At 63.1% G+C, this 22,460-nt stretch carries 17 protein-coding genes and 1 riboswitch; of the genes, 10 read left to right on the forward strand and 7 right to left on the reverse strand.

The features are described from left to right. Positions 1-24: 24 nt before the first annotated feature. From fapD to fapF, 3 genes are read left to right on the forward strand one after another with little or no spacing between them, the layout of a single operon-like run. A complete protein-coding gene (gene fapD / locus HU752_RS17645; RefSeq protein ID WP_186686066.1) occupies positions 25-705 on the forward strand; it encodes a fibril amyloid maturation endopeptidase FapD in 681 nt (226 codons plus the stop codon). A gap of 44 nt (positions 706-749) precedes the next feature. Then, positions 750-1,499, forward strand: coding sequence for a fibril amyloid subunit FapE (gene fapE / locus HU752_RS17650; protein WP_186686064.1), 750 nt, complete (start codon positions 750-752; stop codon positions 1,497-1,499). A gap of 51 nt (positions 1,500-1,550) precedes the next feature. Beyond that, positions 1,551-2,852 carry a fibril amyloid transporter FapF gene (fapF, locus tag HU752_RS17655; RefSeq protein ID WP_186686062.1) on the forward strand — a complete coding sequence of 434 codons (1,302 nt, stop codon included), beginning with the start codon at positions 1,551-1,553 and terminating at the stop codon, positions 2,850-2,852. Positions 2,853-2,957: 105 nt separating this feature from the next. Here fapF and HU752_RS17660 read toward each other — a convergent pair whose 3' ends face one another. Next, positions 2,958-4,283: a sigma-54 dependent transcriptional regulator gene (locus tag HU752_RS17660; RefSeq protein WP_186686052.1), complete on the reverse strand. Its 1,326-nt coding sequence runs from the start codon at positions 4,281-4,283 to the stop codon at positions 2,958-2,960. Positions 4,284-4,618: 335 nt separating this feature from the next. On the opposite strand from HU752_RS17660, the gene HU752_RS17665 reads away from it, so the two are divergent. Further along, positions 4,619-4,882, forward strand: coding sequence for a hypothetical protein (locus HU752_RS17665; RefSeq protein ID WP_186686050.1), 264 nt, complete (start codon positions 4,619-4,621; stop codon positions 4,880-4,882). 149 nt (positions 4,883-5,031) lie between these two features. Here the strand turns inward: HU752_RS17665 and HU752_RS17670 are convergent, their stop codons facing one another. From HU752_RS17670 to cobW, 4 genes are all read right to left on the reverse strand, one after another. Continuing rightward, positions 5,032-5,613, reverse strand: coding sequence for a vWA domain-containing protein (locus HU752_RS17670; RefSeq protein ID WP_367616285.1), 582 nt, complete (start codon positions 5,611-5,613; stop codon positions 5,032-5,034). A gap of 74 nt (positions 5,614-5,687) precedes the next feature. Then, positions 5,688-6,701, reverse strand: coding sequence for a magnesium chelatase ATPase subunit I (locus HU752_RS17675; RefSeq protein WP_186686045.1), 1,014 nt, complete (start codon positions 6,699-6,701; stop codon positions 5,688-5,690). 12 nt (positions 6,702-6,713) lie between these two features. Continuing rightward, complete coding sequence (cobN, locus tag HU752_RS17680) at positions 6,714-10,484, reverse strand: cobaltochelatase subunit CobN (RefSeq protein WP_186686031.1); 3,771 nt, start codon at positions 10,482-10,484, stop codon at positions 6,714-6,716. 4 nt (positions 10,485-10,488) lie between these two features. After that, positions 10,489-11,556 (reverse strand): cobalamin biosynthesis protein CobW, encoded by a 1,068-nt coding sequence (cobW, locus tag HU752_RS17685; RefSeq protein WP_186686029.1) that lies wholly within the window; start codon positions 11,554-11,556, stop codon positions 10,489-10,491. A 101-nt stretch (positions 11,557-11,657) separates the two neighbouring features. Beyond that, positions 11,658-11,864, reverse strand: a riboswitch (cobalamin riboswitch). Between the two features lie 89 nt (positions 11,865-11,953). Between cobW and HU752_RS17690 the strand changes: the two genes are divergently transcribed. Then, on the forward strand, positions 11,954-13,243 hold the full coding sequence (locus HU752_RS17690) for a glycosyltransferase (protein WP_186686027.1): 1,290 nt from the start codon (positions 11,954-11,956) through the stop codon (positions 13,241-13,243). Positions 13,244-13,247: 4 nt separating this feature from the next. Here the strand turns inward: HU752_RS17690 and HU752_RS17695 are convergent, their stop codons facing one another. Further along, positions 13,248-15,566, reverse strand: coding sequence for a glycoside hydrolase (locus HU752_RS17695; RefSeq protein WP_186686025.1), 2,319 nt, complete (start codon positions 15,564-15,566; stop codon positions 13,248-13,250). A gap of 131 nt (positions 15,567-15,697) precedes the next feature. Further along, positions 15,698-16,453, reverse strand: coding sequence for a precorrin-6A synthase (deacetylating) (gene cobF, locus HU752_RS17700; RefSeq protein WP_186686023.1), 756 nt, complete (start codon positions 16,451-16,453; stop codon positions 15,698-15,700). Between the two features lie 131 nt (positions 16,454-16,584). On the opposite strand from cobF, the gene HU752_RS17705 reads away from it, so the two are divergent. The 5 genes from HU752_RS17705 (at position 16,585) to HU752_RS17725 (ending at position 22,458) form a co-directional block, all read left to right on the forward strand. Further along, entirely contained in the window at positions 16,585-17,490 is a 906-nt protein-coding gene (locus HU752_RS17705) for an AraC family transcriptional regulator (protein ID WP_186686020.1), read from the forward strand. Positions 17,491-17,928: 438 nt separating this feature from the next. Continuing rightward, a complete protein-coding gene (locus tag HU752_RS17710) occupies positions 17,929-19,239 on the forward strand; it encodes an ABC transporter substrate-binding protein (protein ID WP_186686017.1) in 1,311 nt (436 codons plus the stop codon). Positions 19,240-19,434: 195 nt separating this feature from the next. After that, complete coding sequence (locus HU752_RS17715; protein WP_186686014.1) at positions 19,435-20,361, forward strand: carbohydrate ABC transporter permease; 927 nt, start codon at positions 19,435-19,437, stop codon at positions 20,359-20,361. A gap of 13 nt (positions 20,362-20,374) precedes the next feature. Further along, entirely contained in the window at positions 20,375-21,208 is an 834-nt protein-coding gene (locus HU752_RS17720; protein ID WP_186686154.1) for a carbohydrate ABC transporter permease, read from the forward strand. Between the two features lie 146 nt (positions 21,209-21,354). Further along, a complete protein-coding gene (locus HU752_RS17725; protein WP_186686010.1) occupies positions 21,355-22,458 on the forward strand; it encodes an ABC transporter ATP-binding protein in 1,104 nt (367 codons plus the stop codon). The last annotated feature ends 2 nt before the right edge of the window (positions 22,459-22,460 follow it).

Consider the following 22,460-nt stretch of genomic DNA (forward strand, 5'->3'; position numbering starts at 1 on the left):
TCCGTACCTGAAGGCGTGTCGACCATGCGTATTCTCGTCCTTGCCTTGCTGATCAGCCTCTGTGACCTGAGCCAGGCTGCCACCATGGCCATCCCCGGCCTTCCCGGCGCAAACCTCTTCTACAAGAATGTACAGAGCATTCGCGAACGGCGTTTTGCCGACCTGGTCCAGCAGAAAACCGATTTCAGTTGCGGCGCCGCCGCCCTCGCCACCGTGCTGCGTCAGGCCTACTGGCTGGACGTCGATGAAGAACAGGTGATCAAGGGCATGCTGACCACGTCCGATGTGGAATTGGTCAAGACCCACGGTTTCTCCATGCTGGACATGAAGCGCTACGTCGAGAGCATCGGCATGCGCGCCCGCGGATACCGGATACCCGCCGACAAGCTGGCCAGCGTCAGCATTCCGGTGGTGGTGCTGATGGATATACGCGGCTACAAGCACTTCGTGGTGATGCAGCGCGCGGACAAGGATTGGGTGTACATCGGTGACCCGGTGCTCGGCCACAAGCGCTACGCCGCAGCGGATTTCGAAAAGGGCTGGAATGGCATCGTCTTCGCCATCGTCGGTCCCGGCTATGACAAGAACAACGCCCTTTTGGCACCGCCGGCCCCGCTCACGGCGAAAGACAAGCTGGACACTTTCAACCCGGTCAAAGATGCCGAGCTGATGGACTTCGGTTTTATCCAGAGCGATTTTTTCTGAGGTGCAACAACCTATAAGGGAGCAGGATGCCCCGGGAGCGACACATGAAAACTCCACACTGGCTGGTCGTGAGTTGCCTGGCAATCGCCTGTGTACCCGCACAAGCGGCGTCAACCTTCAAGCCTGTCGAAATCAAGGACCATGAACTGTCCGAACTGCGCGGCCGTTATGTCATGCCAGGACGCATCATCAGTTTCGGCGTCGTGATGGAAAGCAGTTGGAAGAATGCCAGCGGCGATATCATCGGCGCCACCACCAGCCTGCAGATCCAGCAATCGACCGTCAAACCGCAATTCTACGTCTCTACCTACAGCATCCAGGGCAACGGTTCCCCTGCTTCCCAGGGCTCCGGTACGGTGGTCGGCGGTGCCGGTTTCAACACCTCCGCTGGTGTAACCCAGGTGGTCCGCGCCGCCGGCGACGGCAACAGCGCCTACAACAATGTCGCCATCAACGTCAGCGAGGCCGACCAGGCCCCCATCAGCGGCCAGCAGGTCGGGCAGATCCTCAACAGCGGTGGCAGCATCAGCGGCTCCGGCGCGGCAGGCAAGGTCACCGTTTCCGCGGTCTCTGGCGGCATTCAGATGGCCATCGCGGCGAGCAACAACCAGGGGCAGTCGCTGCAACAGATCGCCCAGGGCGGCGTCCTGCAATCCACCGCCCTGCTCGGCGGCCACAACCTGGTCAACAGCATGACCCAACTTAATGTGGTACTGCAGAACAACTTGCAAACCGTCGGCGCATTGGATTGCAACCTGACCCAACTTAAAGGACTACGCAACATGGGATTCTGAACTACGCTCACCTTCGACCATTGGGAAAGTCAGTAAGGGATGGCTAATTTCATGCACCGATCATTCTCTCTGCGGGCGGCAATTTGTGTGGGGACACTTTTCCCGGCAGCGATGTTGCAAGCGGCACCTGACGCTGAGGTAGAGGCCCTGAAACAGGAACTTCTGGAGCTCAAACAGCGTTACGTTCAACAGCAACAAGCCCTATCCGTGCTGGAACAGCGGGTTCGACAGGTCGAGGACCAACCGGCGCCACCACCCCCCAAGCGCTTGGTCAAGTCCCCGGCCGACCTCAGAAAAGGCCAGGCTGTGGCAGGGGCCAGCGCCAATGCCTCGGGTGCCGCAGCGGGTACCTCCGGCGCCTCCTATGGTCAGTCGCTCAAGGATGATTCGGCACCGGCCCAGAGTGTTTCCGACCTGTATAACGAAGCCAGTGGTTTCTTTGGAAATGGCAAGTTCAGTGTCGAGACGGGAATCACTTATTCACGTTATGACACACGGCAATTGACGCTCAACGGTTTCCTCGCCCTGGACTCCATTTTTCTTGGCACGATCAACCTAGACCGGATCAAGGCCGATACATGGACATTGGATTTGACGGCTCGCTACAACTACGAAAACCGTTGGCAGTTCGATATTAACGCGCCAGTCGTCTATCGCGAGTCCACCTATCAGTCCGGTGGTGGCAATGGTGGCAGCGCCGCATCGACCGTGGAAGACACGGTGACGCGAGACCCAACACTCGGTGACGTGAACTTCGGGGTGGCCTACAAGTTCCTCGATGAATCCGAAAGCCTGCCGGATGCGGTGGTCAGCGTCAGGCTCAAGGCCCCCACCGGCAAGGATCCTTTCGGTATCAAGTTCGTCCAGTCACCCAAGAGCAACAGCCTGTTCGTGCCCGAGGACCTGCCTACCGGCAATGGTGTATGGGCACTCACGACCGGCCTCTCGTTGGTCAAGACGTTCGATCCGGCAGTCTTGTTCGGCACATTCGCCTACACCCACAACTTCGAGGATTCTTTCAGCGATATCAGCGCTCAACAAGGAGTCACCCAGCCAGGAAAGGTCAGTATTGGCGATAGCTACCAATTCGGCGCTGGCGTGGCCTTCGCCTTGAATGAAAAAATGAGTATGTCGTTCTCGGTGTCGGATCTGGTTCAACGTAAAAGCAAGCTCAAGCCCGATGGGCAGAGCTGGCAAAGCGTCGTGGGCAGCGACGCCAATGCCGGCTACTTCAACGTCGGCATGACCATCGCCGCCACACCGAACCTGACCATCGTTCCACAACTGTCCCTGGGCATGACGCCAGATGCCCCGGACTTCAGCTTCAGCCTGAAATTCCCCTACTACTTCTGATCCAGCCTGACGCCCTGCGCCACAGCCAATACTGTGGCGCAGGTTTTACAGGCGTCTTGTACAAGGCCTTGTTCCTGAAATGCCTGAGCGGTCCGACACCAGAACCTAGCGAATCTGATGCTTGTGCAGCAACCGATAGAACGTTGGCCGGGAGATACCCAGCACCTTCGCCGCAACGCTCATGTTGTCGCCATGACGATTGAGCACATCGCACAACGCCTGGTGCTCGGCCTGGTAGAGATAGTCCTCCAAAGTACACATGGGCACTGGCGCGCTCTGCGCACTGCTCAATCCCAGGTCTGCGGCCTCGATCTGCCGCCCTTCAGCCAGCACCAGGCCACGCCGGACCCGATTGGCCAGCTCGCGCACATTGCCCGGCCAGCCATGATTGCCCATGACAACCAGCGCCTCCTCGCTGAAACTGCGCGGCCGCCGCCCGGTTTCCTGGCTGTAGAAATGGGAGAAATGGTTGGCCAGCATCCGCACATCGCCATGGCGCTCGCGCAGCGGCGCCGTGACCACCTGCAACACATTCAGCCGGTAATAGAGATCTTCACGAAAGCGCCCAGCGCCAATCGCCGCCTCCAGATCGACGTGGGTCGCCGCCAGCACCCGCACATCGACCGGGATCAACTGGCTGCCGCCAACCCGCTCGATGTGTTTTTCCTGGAGAAAGCGCAACAGATTGGCCTGCAGCTCCAGCGGCAGATCGCCAATTTCATCCAGGAACAACGTGCCGCCATTGGCCGCCTCGATGCGGCCGACCTTGCGCTGGTGGGCCCCGGTAAAAGCCCCCTTCTCATGCCCGAACAGCTCGGACTGGATCAGGTGCTCGGGAATCGCCCCGCAGTTGATCGCCACAAAGGGCCTGGCGTGTCGCTGTGACTGGCGGTGCAAGGTGCGCGCGACCAGCTCCTTGCCGGTACCGCTCTCGCCACGGATCAGCACCGGAGACTCGGTCGGCGCCAATTTGCCCAGCAGCTTGCGCAGCTCGCGGATCGAGCGACTGTCGCCGAGCAATTCGTGCTCCGGCTGTTCGACATGCGTCGAGCCCTGCCCGCGCAGGCGTGCCATGCCGAAGGCGCGACCCAATGTCACCTGTACGCGGGAAACGTCGAAAGGCAAAGTATGAAAATCGAAGAACCACTCGCAGACGAAGTCACCGACATTCTGCAAGCGCAGCACCTCCTGGCTGAGCACCGCGATCCACTCGGTGCCACTGCGACTGATGAGGTCCTTGACCGCCTCGGGACGCTCCAGATGGAACGGTTGGAGGCGCAACAGGCCGATGTCGCAGGGACGATCGACAGCGGCTTCGAGTTCGCAGCTGTCGACATCCCAGCCGATGCTGCGCAGGCCGGGGAGCAGTTGATGACAATCGTCACACGGATCGACGACCAGGAGACGCCTGAGCGGAATGGCTTCTTGCATGACGGGTCCCTGGCGCCGGAATTATAAAATTTTATTAGAAACAGTCATTTGGCAGACCTGGCTGTAACACTAGCAAGAACTTGACGCGAACTTGTACCGTTTGATCATAAAGGCGACAGCCGGTTGGGCATCACCTACATAACGGGGAACCTATTTCCCTATTCGTCGTCCACTCACCGAGGTTTTTTCGAAGTCGATGAAAAAAACTGAAAAAACTTTATTTCCCATGTGACCCGATGCCCCCCAGCGGACATCAGTACAAGTGAGACCCGCCGCGACGGTGCGCCCAGCCGACGGCATACAACATTGTTTGGGCATACTTGAGAGAAGACCCCATGAACGCCCCGCTCCGTTTCAACGAAGCACTCCTGATGGCCGGCAACGCATTCAAACCCTTCCAATGCGTGGCCTGGACCGCACAAGACAAAGGCGACCTGAGCCTGACCGTAGTCGATCGCACCAACAACAGCATCGACCGCCGGCAGATCTCCTGCAGTGACTACTCGAACCTGGCGCAGTTAAAATCCGTTCTGGAACAGGCTCGTGCCGAATTGAGCAAGAAGGGCTACGACTTGCAGCCCTGGACTTTCTCGGCCTGATTCTCGGTCTTTAAAGCAAGAAGCTTCGCGGGCAAGCCCTGCGCCTACAGAATAGGTACCCTACATTGGGTACTTGTACAAAACTGTAACTGTAGAAGCGCGGCTTGCTCGCGAACACTAACGAACAGACGCAAAAGTTGTAACTGAAGTTAAAGGCCTTCGATATGCCGATACTCGGCCCCGAGTTCATTGGCCAATTGTTGCGCCCGCCCCAAACGGATCGGACCTTTTTCCAGGTCGACCAATAAGGCAGGACAAGCAAGCGGCACCAATGGCGCCCAGGCCTTCAGTCGTCCATCGGTAAGAATCAATACGCGCTGCTGCTCGTCGGCAAAACGCTTCTGCCGGACAGCCAACCAGCGTCCGGCCTCCTGCAGAGCGGCCAGCAATGGCGTGCCACCTCCGGCCCCCAGCCCTTCCAACCATCCCGCCAGGCTACTGGAGGCTTTCAGCCCCTGGACCTGCCATTGCGGCCGACTGCCACTGGCCGTCAACAATGCCAGGCGCGCACGCTCGCGGTAGGCATCGTCAAACAACTGCGCCAGCAGCCCCTTGGCGTCACTCAGCGCCTGATGCCGGCGGGTAGAGGCCGAAGCATCGACAATCACCAGCCATAACTCATGACGCGTACTGCTACGCAGCCGAAAGCGCAGGTCCCGGCGGGCCTGGGGCCGGCCACCCAACAAGGTTTCGACCCAATTGATCGTGCCGCTGGCCGCCGCCCGGGCCACACCCTGGCGCCCCTTGGGGACCGCACCCGAACCGGCTTTGGCATTCGCCCCCGGCTTGACTCGGGGACGAATGCCTAGGGCTTTTTTGGCCAGCTCGGAATTTCCCGGCGAGCGCCCACCGCCAGGGCCCTGGCTGGCAGTTCGCCCCATTGTCCCTGCCCCTGCTCCGTCTGCGGGGTCGGACTGGGTTGAGGCTCGGGCGCCGCAGCCGGCCGAGGCGCCGACGTGGCTGACGAGTGTTCCCGGCGCCGGTGTCGCAGGGCAAATTCGGCGACCGCCTCGATGTCCTCGTCGGCAATCTCCCGCACGCCGCGCCAGGCCGCATGGGCACGGGCAGCCCGCAGCCAGACCAGGTCGGCCCGCAGGCCATCGACGCCAGCGGCAAAACAGCGCTCGCTGATCGCCGTCATCGCCCGCTCATCCAGGTCGATACCTGGCAACAACGCCCGGGCCTGTTCGCAACGCTCACGCAAGGCTTGCTGCGGTTGCGCCCACTGCGCACGGAAGGCCTGCGGATCGCTGTCGAAATCCAGCCGCCGACGGATGATCTGCGTGCGCTCGGCCGGCTGCGGCTGGCCGCTCAGGGCGACATTCAGGCCGAAGCGATCGAGCAACTGCGGTCGCAGCTCACCTTCCTCGGGGTTCATCGTCCCTATCAGCACGAAACGCGCCGCATGCCGATGGGAAATGCCATCGCGCTCGACCAGGTTGGTGCCGCTGGCTGCGACATCGAGCAGCAGATCCACCAGATGGTCAGCCAGCAGGTTCACTTCGTCGACATACAAAACACCGCCGTCCGCCTTGGCCAGCACGCCGGGCGAGAACTGCGCCCGCCCTTCACCGAGGGCGGCATCCAGGTCGAGCGTACCGACCAGACGCTCTTCGGTGGCACCCAGCGGCAAGGTGACAAATTGCCCGCTGGCCAACAGGTCGGCCAGGCCGCGGGCCAGGGTGGACTTGGCCATGCCACGCGGCCCCTCGATCAGCACACCGCCGATCTTCGGGTCGATCGCGGTCAGGCACAGCGCCAGTTTCAGCGCCTCGGCACCGACTACCGCCGACAGCGGGAAATGCGGGGTATCATTCATGGTGCATAGACCTCAGGAATCTTCTTCAATATCCAGCAGCAGGTTTTCCAGCGCCTCGCGGTACTCCCCCGGTTCGCTCCACAACCCACGTTGCTGGGCTTCCAGCAGGCGCTCGGTCATGTCGCGCAGCGCATGGGGGTTGTGCTCGCGGACAAATTCACGGGTGTCGGCATCCAGCAGATAGGCATCGGCCAGCAGCGCGTACTGGTGATCGTCGATCAGTTGGCTGGTGGCGTCGAAGGCGAACAGGTTGTCGACTGTCGCCGCCAACTCGAAGGCGCCCTTGTAGCCGTGGCGCTTGACCCCCTCGATCCACTTGGGATTGGCCGCCCGGGAACGGATCACCCGGTTCAGCTCTTCCTTGAGTGTACGGATCTTCGGCAGGTCGGGCTGGCTATGATCACCGTGGTAGCTGGCGGCGGTTTCTCCGCGCAGGCTTTCCACCGCTGCCAGCATGCCCCCCTGGAACTGGTAGTAGTCGTTGGAATCGAGCAGGTCGTGCTCGCGGTTGTCCTGGTTCTGCAACACGGCCTGGACCTGGCTCAGACGCCGGGCGAACAGTTCGCGGGCCGCGGTCCCCTCATCGGAACCGCCATAGGCATAGCCGCCCCAGTTCAGGTAGACCTCGGCAAGGTCCTCGCGGGTTTGCCACAGGCGTCCGTCGATGGCGTTCTGGACCCCGGCACCATAGGCACCCGGCTTGGCACCGAAGATCCGCCAACCGGCCTGGCGCGAGGCCTGCTCGGCATCCAGGCCGCTGGCCTGCAACTGTTCGCGCTCCTGACGCACCCGGGCCGCCAGCGGGTTCATGTCTTCGGGCTCGTCCAGCGCGGCAACCGCCTGCACCGCGGCGTCGAACAGGCGGATCAGGTTGGCGAAGGCATCACGGAAAAAGCCTGAAACGCGCAGGGTCACGTCGACCCGCGGCCGGTCCAGCAGGCTCAGCGGCAGAATTTCGAAGTCGTCGACCCGCTGGCTGCCCGTGGCCCAGACCGGCCTTACCCCCATCAGGGCCATGGCCTGGGCGATATCGTCACCGCCGGTGCGCATGGTCGCCGTGCCCCAGACCGACAGGCCGAGTTGGCGCAGGTGATCGCCATGATCCTGCAGATGCCGTTCAAGGATCAGGTTGGCCGACTGGAAACCGATGCGCCAGGCCGTGGTGGTCGGCAGGTTGCGCACGTCCACCGAGAAGAAATTGCGCCCCGTGGGCAGCACGTCCAGCCGTCCACGGCTCGGCGCGCCACTTGGGCCTGCCGGGACGAAGCGCCCGTCGAGGGCCGCGAGCAGCCCCTGCATTTCCGCCGGGCCACAGGCATCGAGCCGCGGGGCCACCGAGTCCAGCAGGCCGCCGATGATGCTGCGCACATCGGCCCATGCCTCGTTGTCCGGCAGTACCGCGCGCCCCGCCAGGGCCTGCTCGATCAACCGGGCGGCATACAGCTCCAGGCGCTCGCGGCTATCGCCCGCCGTGCGCCAGCTGGCCTCGCTGAGCAGGCCCAGGGCCTGCGGCCGGTGGCCGGTCCAGGGCTCGGCCAGAACGCAGTCGAGCGGATCGAAGCCCAGCTCGAAGGCCTTGGACAGCGCCCGCAGCAGGCTCGACTGGGCACCTCGCCCGTCACCCCGGGGAATGCGCAACAACGCCAGCAAGGTATCGACCCGCAACTGTCCCTGCGGCGATTCACCGAACACGTGCAGGCCATCACGAATCTGCGACTCCTTCAGGTCACAGAGGTAGGTATCCAGCCGTGGCAGCCAGATCGCCGCGTCGGCGTCGCTGTCGAGCCCGGCATCCAACTGCAGTTCGCGGTCGATCTGCGTTTCACGGACCAGTTTGAGAATATCGCGTTGCAATTCCCGCGCTCGCCGCGGGTCGAGCAACTGTGCTTCATAGTATTCGTCGGCCAGCAGCTCCAGGTCGCGTAGCGGGCCGTAGGTTTCGGCACGGGTCAATGGCGGCATCAGGTGATCGATGATCACCGCCTGGGTCCGGCGCTTGGCCTGGGCGCCCTCGCCCGGGTCGTTGACGATGAAGGGATAGATGTTCGGCAATGGGCCCAGCAGCGCATCCGGCCAGCAGTTGCGTGACAGCCCGACGCCCTTGCCCGGCAACCATTCCAGGTTACCGTGCTTGCCGACATGGATCACGCCATGGGCACCATAACGATGACGCAGCCAGAAGTAGAACGCCAGGTAGCCATGCGGCGGCACCAGGTCCGGGTCGTGATAGACCGCACTCGGGTCGACCTGATAGCCCCGGGCCGGCTGGATACCGACGAAGGTCAGGCCCAGGCGCAAGCCGGCAATCATCATCCGCCCAGCGCGGAACATCGGGTCGTGTTCCGCGCGACCCCAGCGGGCCAGCACCGCCTGGCGGTTGGCCTCGGGCAGCTGTTCGAACAGTGCCTGGTACTCGGCCAGCGCCAGGCTTTGTTGGCACGGCCGCAGGTCGAGGCTGTCGAGGTCGTTGCTGACGCCGCCAAGCAAGGCCTGGATCAGACCGGTGCCGCTCTCGGGCAGATCATCGACCGGATAGCCCTGGCGCTGCAGCGCACGCAGGATGTTCAGCGCCGCCGCTGGCGTGTCCAGGCCGACGCCATTGCCGATCCGCCCGTCACGGGTCGGATAGTTGGCCAGGATCAGGGCGATACGCTTGTCGCCGTTGTCCAGCCGTGCCAGGTCCACCCAACGCCGCGCGAGCTCGGCGACGAAGTCCATCCGTTCGGGCTGGGCACGGTAGCAGACCACGTCGCTCTGGCTGCGCTCGCTGCGCCAGGCCAGGTCCTTGAAGCTGATCGGCCGGCTGATGATCCGACCGTCCAGTTCCGGCAAGGCGATATGCATCGCCAGGTCCCGCGGGCCCAGGCCCTGCTCGCTGGCTTGCCAGCCAGGTTCGTTGTCCTGGGCGCAGATCGCCTGGATCACCGGGATATCACGGCGGAAAGGCCGCAGGTGCGGGGCTTCGGGGGTCGACTGGGCAAATCCGGTGGTATTGAGGATCACCGCCGCCGACACTTCGTCCAGCCAGTCTTCGACCACTGCCAGGCAGGCAGGCTCCTTGAGGCTGGCCACGGCGATCGGCAAAGGGTTCAGCCCAGCCGCCTGCAGGCGCTGGCAGAACACATCGACGAAGGCGGTATTGGCCGCCTGCAGGTGCGAACGATAGAACAGCAGCGCCGCTACCGGTTGCCCAGCCTGCCAGTCGGCTTGCCAGTCAGCCAGTTGCGCATCGACCCGTCGCGGGTGGTAGATCGCCGTGCGCGGTAACGCCCGCGGCTCCAGCCAGGAATAATCGCGGCCCAGCCAGCCACTGGCCAGGCAGCGATACAACTGCAAGGCATTGCCCAGGCCGCCCTGGCGCAGGAAGTGCCAGAGCCGTTCGGCGTCGGCGACCGGGACGTTGCCCAGGGCGCTCAACTCAGGATCGGGACGATCATCGCCCGGCACCAGGATCAGCTTCACCCCGCGCTCGGCCAATTGCACCAGGCGTTCGATACCATAGCGCCAATAGCCAATACCGCCGTGCAGCGACAGCAGGATGACCTTGGCCTGTTGCAGCACCTGCTCGACATAGAGGTCGACCGAGGCATGGTTCTGGACCTGCATCGGGTTGGCCAGACGCAGGCTGGGATAGTCGTCCGGCAGCTGCTGCGCCGCTTCGGCGAGCAATGCCAGGCTGGAGTCACCGCTGCACAGGATCACCAGTTCGGCGGGGGTTTGTCCCAGGTCGGCAATGTTGTCATCCGACACGAAGCCGCCGGGCTGGGTCCTGAGCAGGTGCATGGGGTCAGGCCGTCAGTGCGGCGCGCAGGGTCGATTCGAGCAGCGCGGCATCCAGCTCCTGGCCGATCAGCACCAACCGGGTGATACGGGGTTCGTCAGCGCCCCAGGCACGGTCGAAGTGCTTGTCGAAACGCGTCCCGACCCCCTGGACCAGCAGGCGCATCGGCTTGTTCGGGATCGCCGCGAACCCCTTGACCCGCAGGATGCCATGCTTGACCACCAGTTGCGTCAAGGCATCGAGCAGCAGGCTTTCGTCGGCTTGCGGCAGGTCGATGGAAATCGAATCGAAGGCATCGTGGTCATGATCGTCGTGATCATCGCCGTCGTGGTGGTGATCGTGGTGGCTGTGACGGCTGTCGATATGTTCTTCGGAGCCGGCACCCAGGCCGAGCAGTACGTCGAGTGGCAGGCGACCGCTGCTGGCCTCGATGACTTTCACTGCCGGTGGCAGCTCTTCAGCCACTTCCAGGCGCACCTTGGCCAGGTCCTCGGGCGCTATCAGGTCGGTCTTGTTGAGAATGACCAGGTCAGCGCTCGACAGCTGGTCGGCGAACAGTTCGTGCAGCGGCGACTCATGGTCCAGGTTCGGGTCGAGCTTGCGCTGGGCATCCACCTGGTCAGGGAACGCGGCGAAGGTACCGGCCGCCACTGCGGGACTGTCGACCACGGTGATCACCGCGTCGACGGTGCACGCGCTGCGGATTTCCGGCCACTGGAACGCCTGGACCAGCGGCTTGGGCAGTGCCAGGCCAGAGGTTTCGATGAGGATATGGTCCAGGTCGCCGCGCCGTGCCACCAGCTCACGCATCACCGGGAAGAACTCTTCCTGCACGGTGCAGCACAGGCAGCCGTTGGCCAGTTCGAAAACGCGGCCGACCGCCTCTTCCTCGGTGCAACCGATGGAGCACTGCTTGAGGATTTCACCGTCGATACCGAGTTCGCCGAACTCGTTGACGATCACCGCGATACGGCGGCCCTGGGCGTTGTCCAGCATATGGCGCAGCAAGGTGGTCTTGCCCGAGCCGAGAAAGCCGGTGACGATGGTGACGGGAAGCTTGGCCAGTGTTTTCATCGGGATGCCCCTTGGCAAAAATAGCGGGCATGCGGGACGAGAAACCGCAGCCCGGAACAGGCGCGGGTAGATTCGCCACCGGATCACCCCGCCCGGTTCAAGTGAAATTCTGTCACGAGGCAGGTCTCCTGGCTTGCGGCGGGTGTCGACCAGGGTCGGATCACCGGGTCTTGCGCCTTCCCACCCCAGGGGGGCAGTGGCCAGGCAAGACGCTCAAACCGCTCACAGTTGCGGGGGCAGCCGCGGCTTGCCGCGTTCCCGTCTTAGCTTCGGCCGGATGCCGAAGAACCTCGAACCTGCAAGGCTACGCAGTGCGCGGGGGCAGGTCAATCTCGGCGGCGGCTGTGGTTTAATTGCGCGCCTTTTTCACCCCGCCCGTTTCAAGGAATCACCGCCCATGAGTGCCAACGACACCACCACCGTCCTGGTTATCGGTTATGTCTGGCCCGAACCCCGTTCCTCGGCCGCTGGCGGGCACATGATGCAGATCCTCGAAAGTTTCCTCGAGGCCGGCTGGCACATTACCTTCGCCAGCCCCGCCAGCATTGGCGAACACAAGGCCGACCTGCGTAGCCTGGGGATCGACGAGCAGGCCATCGAACTCAACAACAGCAGTTTCGACAGTTTCATCACGCAGTTGCAGCCGGATGTAGTGCTGTTCGATCGTTTCATGATGGAGGAACAGTTTGGCTGGCGGGTCGAGAAACACTGCCCCGATGCCCTGCGCGTACTGGAGACCTCCGACCTGCAAAGCCTGCGCGATGCCCGCCAGCAACAGCTCAAGGAGCGCCTGAAGGCCGATCCGGACCCGGATGACTTCAGCGAGCTGTTTGCCCCCGAGCTGCCGCAGATCTTCCAGCAGATGAGCGCCACCGACCTGGCCCAGCGGGAGATCGCGGCGATCTACCGCTCGGACCTGAGCCTGATGATCTCCGATGTCGAGATTGGCCTGCTGACCGAGCAGTTTTGCCTGCCACCAGCCCTGCTGCACTGGTGCCCGCTGATGCTCGATGCTCCCGACGCCTTTCGGTCCTTCGAACAACGCGCGCACTTTCTCAGTATCGGCAACTTCCGCCATGCTCCGAACTGGGACGCCGTGCTCTGGATGAAAACCACCCTCTGGCCCATGATTCGCCAGCAACTGCCCAGCGCGCAGTTGCATATCTACGGCGCCTACACGCCCCCCAAGGCCACCGCACTGCACAACCCGGCCCAGGGCTTCCACGTGCTGAACTGGGCCGAAGATGCCTTGCAGGTCATGAGTGCCGCGCGGATCTGCCTGGCCCCCCTGCGCTTTGGCGCGGGCATCAAGGGCAAGCTCGTCGATGCCATGCTCTGTGGCACACCGAGCATCACCACGCCGATCGGCGCCGAAGCCATGCACGGAGACTTGCCTTGGCCCGGCGCCGTGGAAAGCAGCGCCCAGGCCCTGGCCAGGGCCGCCGTACAGCTCTACCAGGACTCATCGGCCTGGCACCGGGCCCAGGCCGCCGGCCAGGCCTTGCTGGCAGCGCGCTACGATCGACGCCTGCACGGCCCGGCGCTGGTGGCCCGGATCGAGCAATGCCGAGAGCAGCTGGTACAGCATCGCCGCGACAACTTCACCGGGGCGATGCTGCGTCACCACCATCACAAAAGCACCCAGTACATGGCCCAGTGGATCGAGGCGAAAAACCGTACGGCCTGAGGCCTCACGCGGACGGCAGGAACAATTTGCCGACCTCGATCAGTTGCGGCGCCCGGTCCGGCATCAATATCAGCGCCGAGCGCGCCGGTAGCAGCCGGCCCTCCGGCGAACGCGCAGGTTTCCTGGCGAAATTCACCGTCACCAGTGTGCCATCACTGAACGAGGTGCGCTGCACCTGGCGATCAGCCGAGAACACCTGGAAATCACTCATCCGCTCGGTGAACAGGCGCTCGTGCAGCGGCCGGAATACCCGGTCATAGGCCCGGATGAACGGCAGGTCGCGCGCCAGCACCTGGTCGTTGAGGTGATACAGCGGCGGCACCATGTACAGCAACTGCAGCAACGCCGTGCTCTCCCGTTCGCTGGAAAACTTCAGCGAACCGTATTCCCAGTGGTGCGTGCTGACCAGGCTGTCGTGAAAAACCATCTGGTACAACGGCAGGCGAAACTGTGCCGAGGTGACGAAACGCGCGACGGCGGGCTTGAGCGGGACCGGTTTGAAATACAGGTCCGGGGTTTCCGGAGGCCAGTAGCCACCGCGGTAGAACGGTGATTGCTTGTTCTTGCCGATATCCGGGTCCATCCAGGCGAACGGCTGGGTAGCAATGCCATGGCTGTAGGCAATGCCCGGCACGTAGTACGCCACCCCACCCTCGCTGCCCGTCACCAATTCCAGCTTGCGACTCGGAAACTGCAGCCGGCGCCAGCGCGCCTCGGCATCCTCGCGCTGGCTGGTTTCCCGCCCGGGGGTATAGTCCCGGAACTCGGGGCCGGCGGCATCGACATCGAGGAAGTAGCTGTTCAGCCGCCCGGCGCGGGCGACCGCACTGATGCGCTGCTGCGCATAGGGCTCGACGACCCGCGAATTGACGTAGACCCCACGGCCATTGAAGCCCCTGACCTTCTCGCCACGGCTATCGCGATAGCCCGCCGCCGCCAGTTCGTCACCCATCTGCGCCGTGGCCCAGGTCGCCCGCAGATTGGACGGATGCGCACTGCCGTAACTGTCATAGACCGCCACCAGATAACCGGCCGCCTTGGCCGCTTCCACCGCCTCGGGATGCCACAAGGCATCGCGCCAGTCATCCGCCCCCAGCCAGGCCCGGCCCAGGCCGGCCTTGCGCAGCGCCTCCACGGTGTCCAACGACAGCCCGCCCCCCCAGCGCCGGGGCGACGCCAGCCATGGCCCGAAGGCCTCCATCAACTGCCCGCGAATGCTCTGGCCCCAGGCGACATTCGCCGCAGGATCATGATTGCCCGGCAACGGCTCGACCGGCACCCGGGGCAGCACCTCCGGCAACGCCGCATTGAGCGCCCGGGTCACCTCGCGCCGACGCTGGACGGATACGCCTGTGCGCCAGTTATCGGCCTCCTGCAATGCCGCCTCGAAGCTTTCCCGCGCCGGTGGATCGAATGCCGCCCACAACTTCCATGCCAGGTGCCGATGATCCTGGCGCCGCGCGGCGAAAAACCTGAGGAAGGCGGGCCAGTCCTTGATATCCGCTGCCTTCAGCGGCCCGGCCCCCCACAGGTAGATATGCGCAGCCCCACCCAGCCTGGCGATCAGCGGCTGCTGGGCGATTTTCTGCTTCAGCGAAACCAGGTGTTGCCCGGCTTCCAGCCACTGGCGGTAGAAACGCGCCCCGTACAGCGGATCGGCCGGTCCGACCTTGATACGGACCGTGAACGGTTCCCCGTTGGCCAGGCGGTTGAACTCATGGCTGATCCGGGGCAAAGGCCGTGAATCCTGCACGACCATGCCGAAACGGGTATCGAAAGGGGTCTCGATCAGCCAGGTGATCGAATGATCACCGCGCAACTCGCTCCAGAATGGCATCGACAGCAGACCGTTGAGCGCATCGGGCTCGTAACGCCGCAGCAGCCAGTCCAGCCATTGGCTGTCATCACTGGGGACATAGGCCCCCTCCCCGAACGGCAGCGCATGGGCCTCGATGGCCCTGGCCTCCTGGGGGCGCGGCCACTCCAGCACCACCGGCTGCCCGGCACGGATCGACAGGCGCAGGGCGTCCTGCTCGATTCCAGCCTCGACCTGGAACTGATCGGCACCGTTGGTGATACGCCAGGCACGTTCGCCCACGGGAAACGCCCGCGCCGTATCGGGAAAGGCCGGTGCGCTCAGCACCGAGACCTGGCCATCATCCCGATGCAGGGTCACTTGAAGCGTTGCCGGGTCGACGCTGAAGACTCCATCGCCGTAAGGCAGGTCAACCAGCGGCTGGCCGAAAACCGGCAGGCTGGACACGCACAAGACCAGTGCCAGATACAGGCAACGAAATCGATCAATCTCTGGCAGCAGGCGCATGAGGCTCCACGGCAGTGTCCCGGCAGTTTCAAGATCCTGCGGACACTAAACGACAAAGCCCCCGTGCTCCATGGGAAAGCTCTCTTGCAGGTAGCGGAAATATCGCCAAATTACGCTGCTTAACGCCTGCCCTACGATTTCAACGGACGGCGCAGCAGGTAGGTGTCCATGATCCAGCCCTTGCGCTGCCTGGCCTCTTCGCGCAGTTCGCGGATTTTCCCGTGCACCTCGTGCAACTGGCCGCTCACCAGCAACTCATCCTCGGTCCCCAGGTAGGCACCCCAGTATATTTCCAGGGTCTGGTCGAGGAACTGACCGAAGGCACAGTGGGCATCGAGCATCACCACCACATTGTCCAGGTCGGCCGCAGCCAGGCGCCGGCCGGTGGTGATGCGGATCGGTTCGCCGATCCGGTTCAGCGGCACCCGATGACGGGCCGCCAGCGCTTGCACGCTGCTGATCCCGGGAATCACTTCGACCTCGAACGGCGGCCCGCCCAGGTCCACCACCCGCTCCAGCACCCGCAAGGTGCTGTCGTACAAACCCGGCTCGCCCCAGACCAGAAAGGCCCCGCATTCACCATCGGCCAATTCCTCATCGATCAGGCGAGCGAACAACCCGGCGCGTTGTGCATGCCAGCGTTCGACCCCGGCCTCGTAGGAATCCTCGTTTTCCTCGCGCAGCGGGTCGCTGACCTGCACCAGGCGATAACCCGGTTGCTCGATATAGCGCTCACAGATGTCCTTGCGCAACTGCACCAGTTCTTCCTTGGCCCGCCCCTTGTCCAGCAGGAAGAAAACCGAGGCGCGGTTCAGGGCCTTGACCGCCTGGATGGTGATCTGCTCCGGGTGGCCGGAGCCAATGCCAATCAATAGGACGCTCTTCACTGTTTCGCTCCAGGATAGGGTCGATGAACGCTGCCCAGCCCGTTTCAGCTTATCCGAACCTGGGCGCAAGGTTGGCAGAGAGCCGACGAAGGAGGCATTATCGGGTTGCAATAATAATAAAAGCGCTTCCCATGACTCGAACAACCCGCATCACCGATCCCTCCTACGAGCTGATGGATGACCATAACGGCCTCTCCATCATCTATCGCCAGCACGGTTTCCCGTGCCCACTGGTGCGTTGGCATTTCCACAAGGAATACGAACTGCACCTGATCGTGGCCAGCTCCGGCAAGGTCTTCATCGGCGACTATATCGGCAACTTCCACCCGTACACGCTGTTTCTCACCGGCCCCAACCTGCCCCACAACTGGATCAGCCAGGTGGCCGAGGACGAAGTGGTACCCAAGCGTGACATGCTGGTGAACTTCACCGACGAGCTGTTCGAGGAAGGCCACCAGATTTTCGCGGAACTCAAGACCCTGGCGCCGCTGCTGGAGCGGGCCCAGTACGGTATCGAGTTCCGCTGCCCGGAGACCATTGGCAAGGCTGCGCAACTGATGCAACGCATTGCCGACTCCCAGGGCGTGACACGCCTGGGGCACTTCCTGATCCTGCTGGAACTGCTCAGCAGTTGCGACGACTACCAGCTGCTTTCCGGGGTCACGACGCCGCAACTGGCCGACGAAAACAATATCGACCGCACCAACCGCGCCGTCGACTACATTTTCGCCCACTACGCCCGGGAGTTGCCGCTCGAAGAGGTCGCCGACTACCTGGGAATGAAACCCACCTATTTTTCCCGCGTGTTCAAGCAGGCTACCGGGCGCTGCTTCGTCGAGTTCGTCAATCGCCTGCGCATCAGCAAATCCTGCGAATTGCTGGTCGACGGCGACAAGCCGGTGACCGATGTGTGCTTCGAATCCGGCTTCAACAACATTTCCAACTTCAACCGGCGCTTCCAGCAACTCAAGGGCATGACGCCCTCGCACTATCGCCGCCTGGCCGTGCAACGCCTGACCGAGCAGAACCTCGGCTGACCCCCACCCGGCGCCCCACTCGGGGCGCTAGGCTGTGTATGAAATTGTTTGAAACGCAGGTTAGGCAAGGCAAAAACCGGCGAGGAAGCGCAGTTGACTGGTTGTCAATGAGCATTCCGAGCCGGTTTTTAACGCCGCATAACCAAGTTTCAAGCGATTTCATACATAGCCTAGCAGCCGACTGCCCGGCAAAACCTGTACTGATTTACCCCTCCCCCAACGCCCCTGAAATCGCGCCCTAGTGCGGCCGGCTAAACGTTGCGCCCAGCCACGCCATGCCCACCGAGTGCAAAAAAGTATCGATCAGAGTGTCTTCAAGGATTTGTCTGGCCGGCGATTGAGGGCTGTAATCAGCCTCAGATTCTTCCGGGGCACAGGAAGAGACAACAACAATAAACCGACCTTCATCGCCGCCGCGCGACAGAAGAGGAGTGTTCGATGAAAGCCATTGCAAAAGCTCTGCTCGTCTCCACCTGCCTGACCGTCAGCGGTGTCAGCCTGGGCGCCCAGACCCTGACTATCGCCACCGTCAACAACAGCGACATGATCCGCATGCAGAAGCTGTCGAAGACCTTCGAAGCCGAGCACCCGGAAATCAGGCTGAACTGGGTGGTGCTGGAAGAAAACGTCCTGCGCCAGCGCCTGACCACCGACATTGCCACCCAGGGTGGCCAGTTCGACGTGCTCACCATCGGCATGTACGAAGCCGCACTCTGGGGCGCCAAGGGCTGGCTGGAACCGATGAACAACCTGCCGGCCAGCTACGACATCGACGATGTGTTCCCATCGGTGCGTGACGGCCTGTCGGTCAAGGGCACGCTGTTCGCCCTGCCGTTCTATGCCGAAAGCTCCATGACCTACTACCGTACCGACCTGTTCAAGGACGCCGGCCTGAACATGCCCGAACGGCCGACCTGGGAACAGCTCGGCGAGTTCGCGGCCAAGCTCAACCACCCGGACAAGGAGCAATACGGCATCTGCCTGCGCGGCAAGGCCGGCTGGGGCGAGAACATGGCCCTGATCACCACCGTCGCCAACGCCTATGGCGCACGCTGGTTCGATGAGAAGTGGCAGCCGGAATTCAGTGGCTCCGAATGGAAGAATGCCCTGAATTTCTACGTCGACACCATGAAAAAGTCCGGGCCACCCGGGGCCTCGAGCAACGGCTTCAACGAGAACCTGGCGCTGTTCAACAGCGGCAAGTGTGCGATCTGGGTCGACGCCAGCGTCGCCGGCTCGTTCGTCACCGACAAGACCCAGAGCAAGGTCGCCGACCACGTCGGTTTCACCTATGCACCGCACCAGGTCACCGACAAGGGCTCGGCCTGGCTGTACTCCTGGGCGCTGGCGATCCCCACCAGTTCCAAGGCCAAGGACGCGGCAAAAACCTTCAGCAGTTGGGCGACCTCCAAGGAATACGCCGCCCTGGTAGCCAAGGAAGATGGGATCGCCAACGTACCACCGGGCACTCGCGCCTCGACCTATAGCGAGGCCTACATGCAGGCCGCACCGTTCGCGAAGATCACCCTGGAATCGCTCAAGGTCGCCAACCCGAAAGATCCGAGCGCCAAACCGGTGCCCTATGTGGGGATCCAGCTGGTGACCATTCCCGAGTTCCAGGCCATCGGTACCCAGGTCGGCAAGCTGTTCTCCGCCGCGCTGATCGGCCAGACCACGGTCGACCAGGCCCTGGCCGCCGCCCAGCAGAGTACCGAACGCGAGATGAAGCGCGCGGGCTACCCCAAATAACCCCGCAGCCCCGTGGATACACGCAACCCCGTGGCAGTCGGCTTGCTGGCGATCCGCCGAAGGCGGCCATCCGGTCAGACCGGTGGCGATCGTGAAGACGCCATCGCCAGCAAGCGGAGCGCCGCCCGACCGGCTCCCACAAAGGCATGCGTCGCTCTCCAGGGCGCAACCCACCCCCTAGCGGTTTTGAACGCCATGAACAGCACCACTGCAAAAGCTCATATGGACATCCCCCAACCGCTGCGCAAAAGCCGCCTGCGCAATCCCGGCTGGTTCCTGGTCAGCCCCTCGGTCGCCCTGTTGCTGCTGTGGATGATCGTCCCGCTGGGCATGACCCTGTATTTTTCCCTGATCCGCTACAACCTGCTCTACCCGGGGGAAAACCCGTACGTCGGCCTGGAGAACTTCAGCTATTTCCTGACCGATTCAGGCTTTCTGCCCGGTGCCGCCAATACCCTGTTGCTGGTGGGCAGCGTGCTGCTGATCAGCGTGGTGTTCGGCGTACTGATCTCGGCCCTGCTGGAAGCCAGCGAGTTCTTCGGCCGCGGTATCGTCCGGGTGCTGCTGATCTCGCCGTTCTTCGTCATGCCCACGGTCGGTGCGCTGATCTGGAAGAACCTGTTGTTCCACCCGGTCTCGGGCGTCCTGGCCGCCGTGTGGCGGCTGTTCGGCGCCGAGCCGGTGGACTGGCTGGCGCACTACCCGCTGCTGTCGGTGATCATCATCGTGTCCTGGCAATGGCTGCCGTTCGCGATCCTGATCCTGATGACCGCCATGCAATCGCTCGACCAGGAACAAAAGGAAGCCGCACGCCTGGATGGCGCCGGCCCCCTGGCGATCTTCTGGCACCTGACCCTGCCGCACCTGGCCCGGCCCATCGCCGTGGTGGTGATGATCGAAACCATCTTCCTGCTGTCGGTGTTCGCCGAAATCTTCACCACCACCAACGGCGGCCCCGGCTACGCCTCGACCAACCTCGCCTACCTGATCTACAACCAGGCGCTGGTGCAGTTCGACGTCGGCATGGCCTCCGCCGGCGGGCTGATCGCCGTGGTCATCGCCAACATCGCCGCGATCATCCTGGTGCGGATGCTCGGCAAAAACCTGACAGACAAGCCTTGAGGCCCGCGCCATGATCCTGACCCTCAAACAATCACGCCGCCTGCAGAGCGTGCTGCTCGGCCTCCTGGCCTGGGCCATCGCCCTGCTGATCTTCTTTCCGATCTTCTGGATGGTGCTGACCAGCTTCAAGAGCGAAATCGACGCCTTCGCCACGCCGCCGCAGTTCATCTTCAGCCCGACCCTGGAGAACTACCTGCACATCCAGGAGCGCAGCGGCTACCTGCGCTTCGCCTGGAACTCGGTGGTGGTATCCTTCAGCGCCACCGCCCTGTGCCTGCTGATCGCGGTACCGGCCGCCTACTCCATGGCGTTCTACGAGACCCAGCGGACCAAGCGCACCCTGCTGTGGATGCTCTCGACCAAGATGCTGCCACCGGTGGGCGTGCTGATGCCGATCTATCTGCTGGCCAAGTCGTTCAACCTGCTCGATACCCGCCTGGCGCTGATCGTGATCTACACCCTGATCAACCTGCCGATCGTGATCTGGATGGTGTACACCTACTTCAAGGACATCCCCCGGGACATCCTCGAGGCCGCCCGTCTCGACGGCGCCACGCTGCTGCAGGAAATGCTGCGGGTGCTGCTGCCGATCAGCAAGGGTGGCCTGGCCTCGACCCTGCTGCTGTCGCTGATCCTGTGCTGGAACGAAGCCTTCTGGTCACTGAACCTGACCTCTTCCAACGCCGCGCCCCTGACCGCGCTGATCGCCTCCTACTCCAGTCCCGAGGGACTGTTCTGGGCCAAGTTGTCCGCCGTCTCGACTCTCGCCTGTGCGCCGATCCTGATCTTTGGCTGGATCAGCCAGAAACAGCTGGTGCGCGGCCTGTCCTTCGGTGCCGTGAAGTAATGAATACAACACGGTCCCGGTAGGAGTCGGGCTCGCCCGCGAAGGCGCCGGACCAGACACCGCAATTCGTCGGATCCGGCCTCTTGGCGGGCAAGCCCGACTCCTACAGGGACCGGTGTTCTGCCAAACAATCGAGGAGCCACACCATGGCCAACCTGAAAATCAAGCATCTGCAAAAAGGCTTCGAAGGCCTCTCCATCATCAAGGGCATCGACCTGGAAGTACGCGACCGCGAGTTCGTAGTCTTCGTCGGCCCGTCCGGCTGCGGCAAGTCGACCCTGCTGCGGCTGATCGCCGGCCTCGAGGAAGTCACCTCGGGCACCATCGAACTGGACGGACGCGACATCACCGACGTCAGCCCGGCCAGGCGCGACCTGGCGATGGTGTTCCAGACCTACGCCCTGTACCCGCACATGAGCGTGCGCAAGAACATGTCCTTCGCCCTCGACCTGGCCGGCGTCGCCAAGGCCGAAGTCGAGCGCAAGGTCAACGAGGCCGCACGCATCCTCGAACTCGGCCCGTTGCTCGAACGCAAGCCCAAGCAGCTCTCCGGCGGCCAGCGCCAACGGGTGGCCATCGGCCGGGCCATCGTGCGCAATCCGAAGATCTTCCTGTTCGACGAACCACTGTCCAACCTCGACGCGGCCCTGCGGGTACAGATGCGCCTGGAACTGGCACGCCTGCACAAGGAGCTGCAGGCGACCATGATCTACGTGACCCACGACCAGGTCGAGGCCATGACCCTGGCCGACAAGGTGGTGGTGCTCAATGGCGGTCGCATCGAGCAGGTCGGCTCGCCCCTGGAGTTGTATCACGCCCCCGTCAACCTGTTCGTCGCGGGCTTTCTCGGCACACCGAAGATGGGTTTTCTCAGGGGCAAGGTCAGCCGGGTCGACAGCCAGGGCTGCGAGGTCGAACTGGAAGCCGGTACCCGCATCAGCCTGGCACAAAGTGGTGCCAGACTCAGCGTCGGCAGTCCGGTGACCCTGGGTATCCGTCCGGAGCATCTGGAGATCGCCAAGCCCGGCGACTGCGTCCTGCGCGTCACCGCCGACGTCGGCGAGCGCCTGGGCAGCGACACCTACTGCCACGTCCGCACACGCTCCGGCGAAGCCCTGACCATGCGTATCCGCGGCGACCTGGCCAGCCAGTACGGTGAAACCCTCGACCTGCACCTGGACAGCCAGCACTGCCACCTTTTCGATGCCGATGGCGTTGCACTGCCCCGCGTGCTGCGTGCCGCGGCCTGATC

The sequence above is a fragment of the Pseudomonas vanderleydeniana genome (genome assembly GCF_014268755.2).
GTDB lineage: Bacteria > Pseudomonadota > Gammaproteobacteria > Pseudomonadales > Pseudomonadaceae > Aquipseudomonas > Aquipseudomonas vanderleydeniana.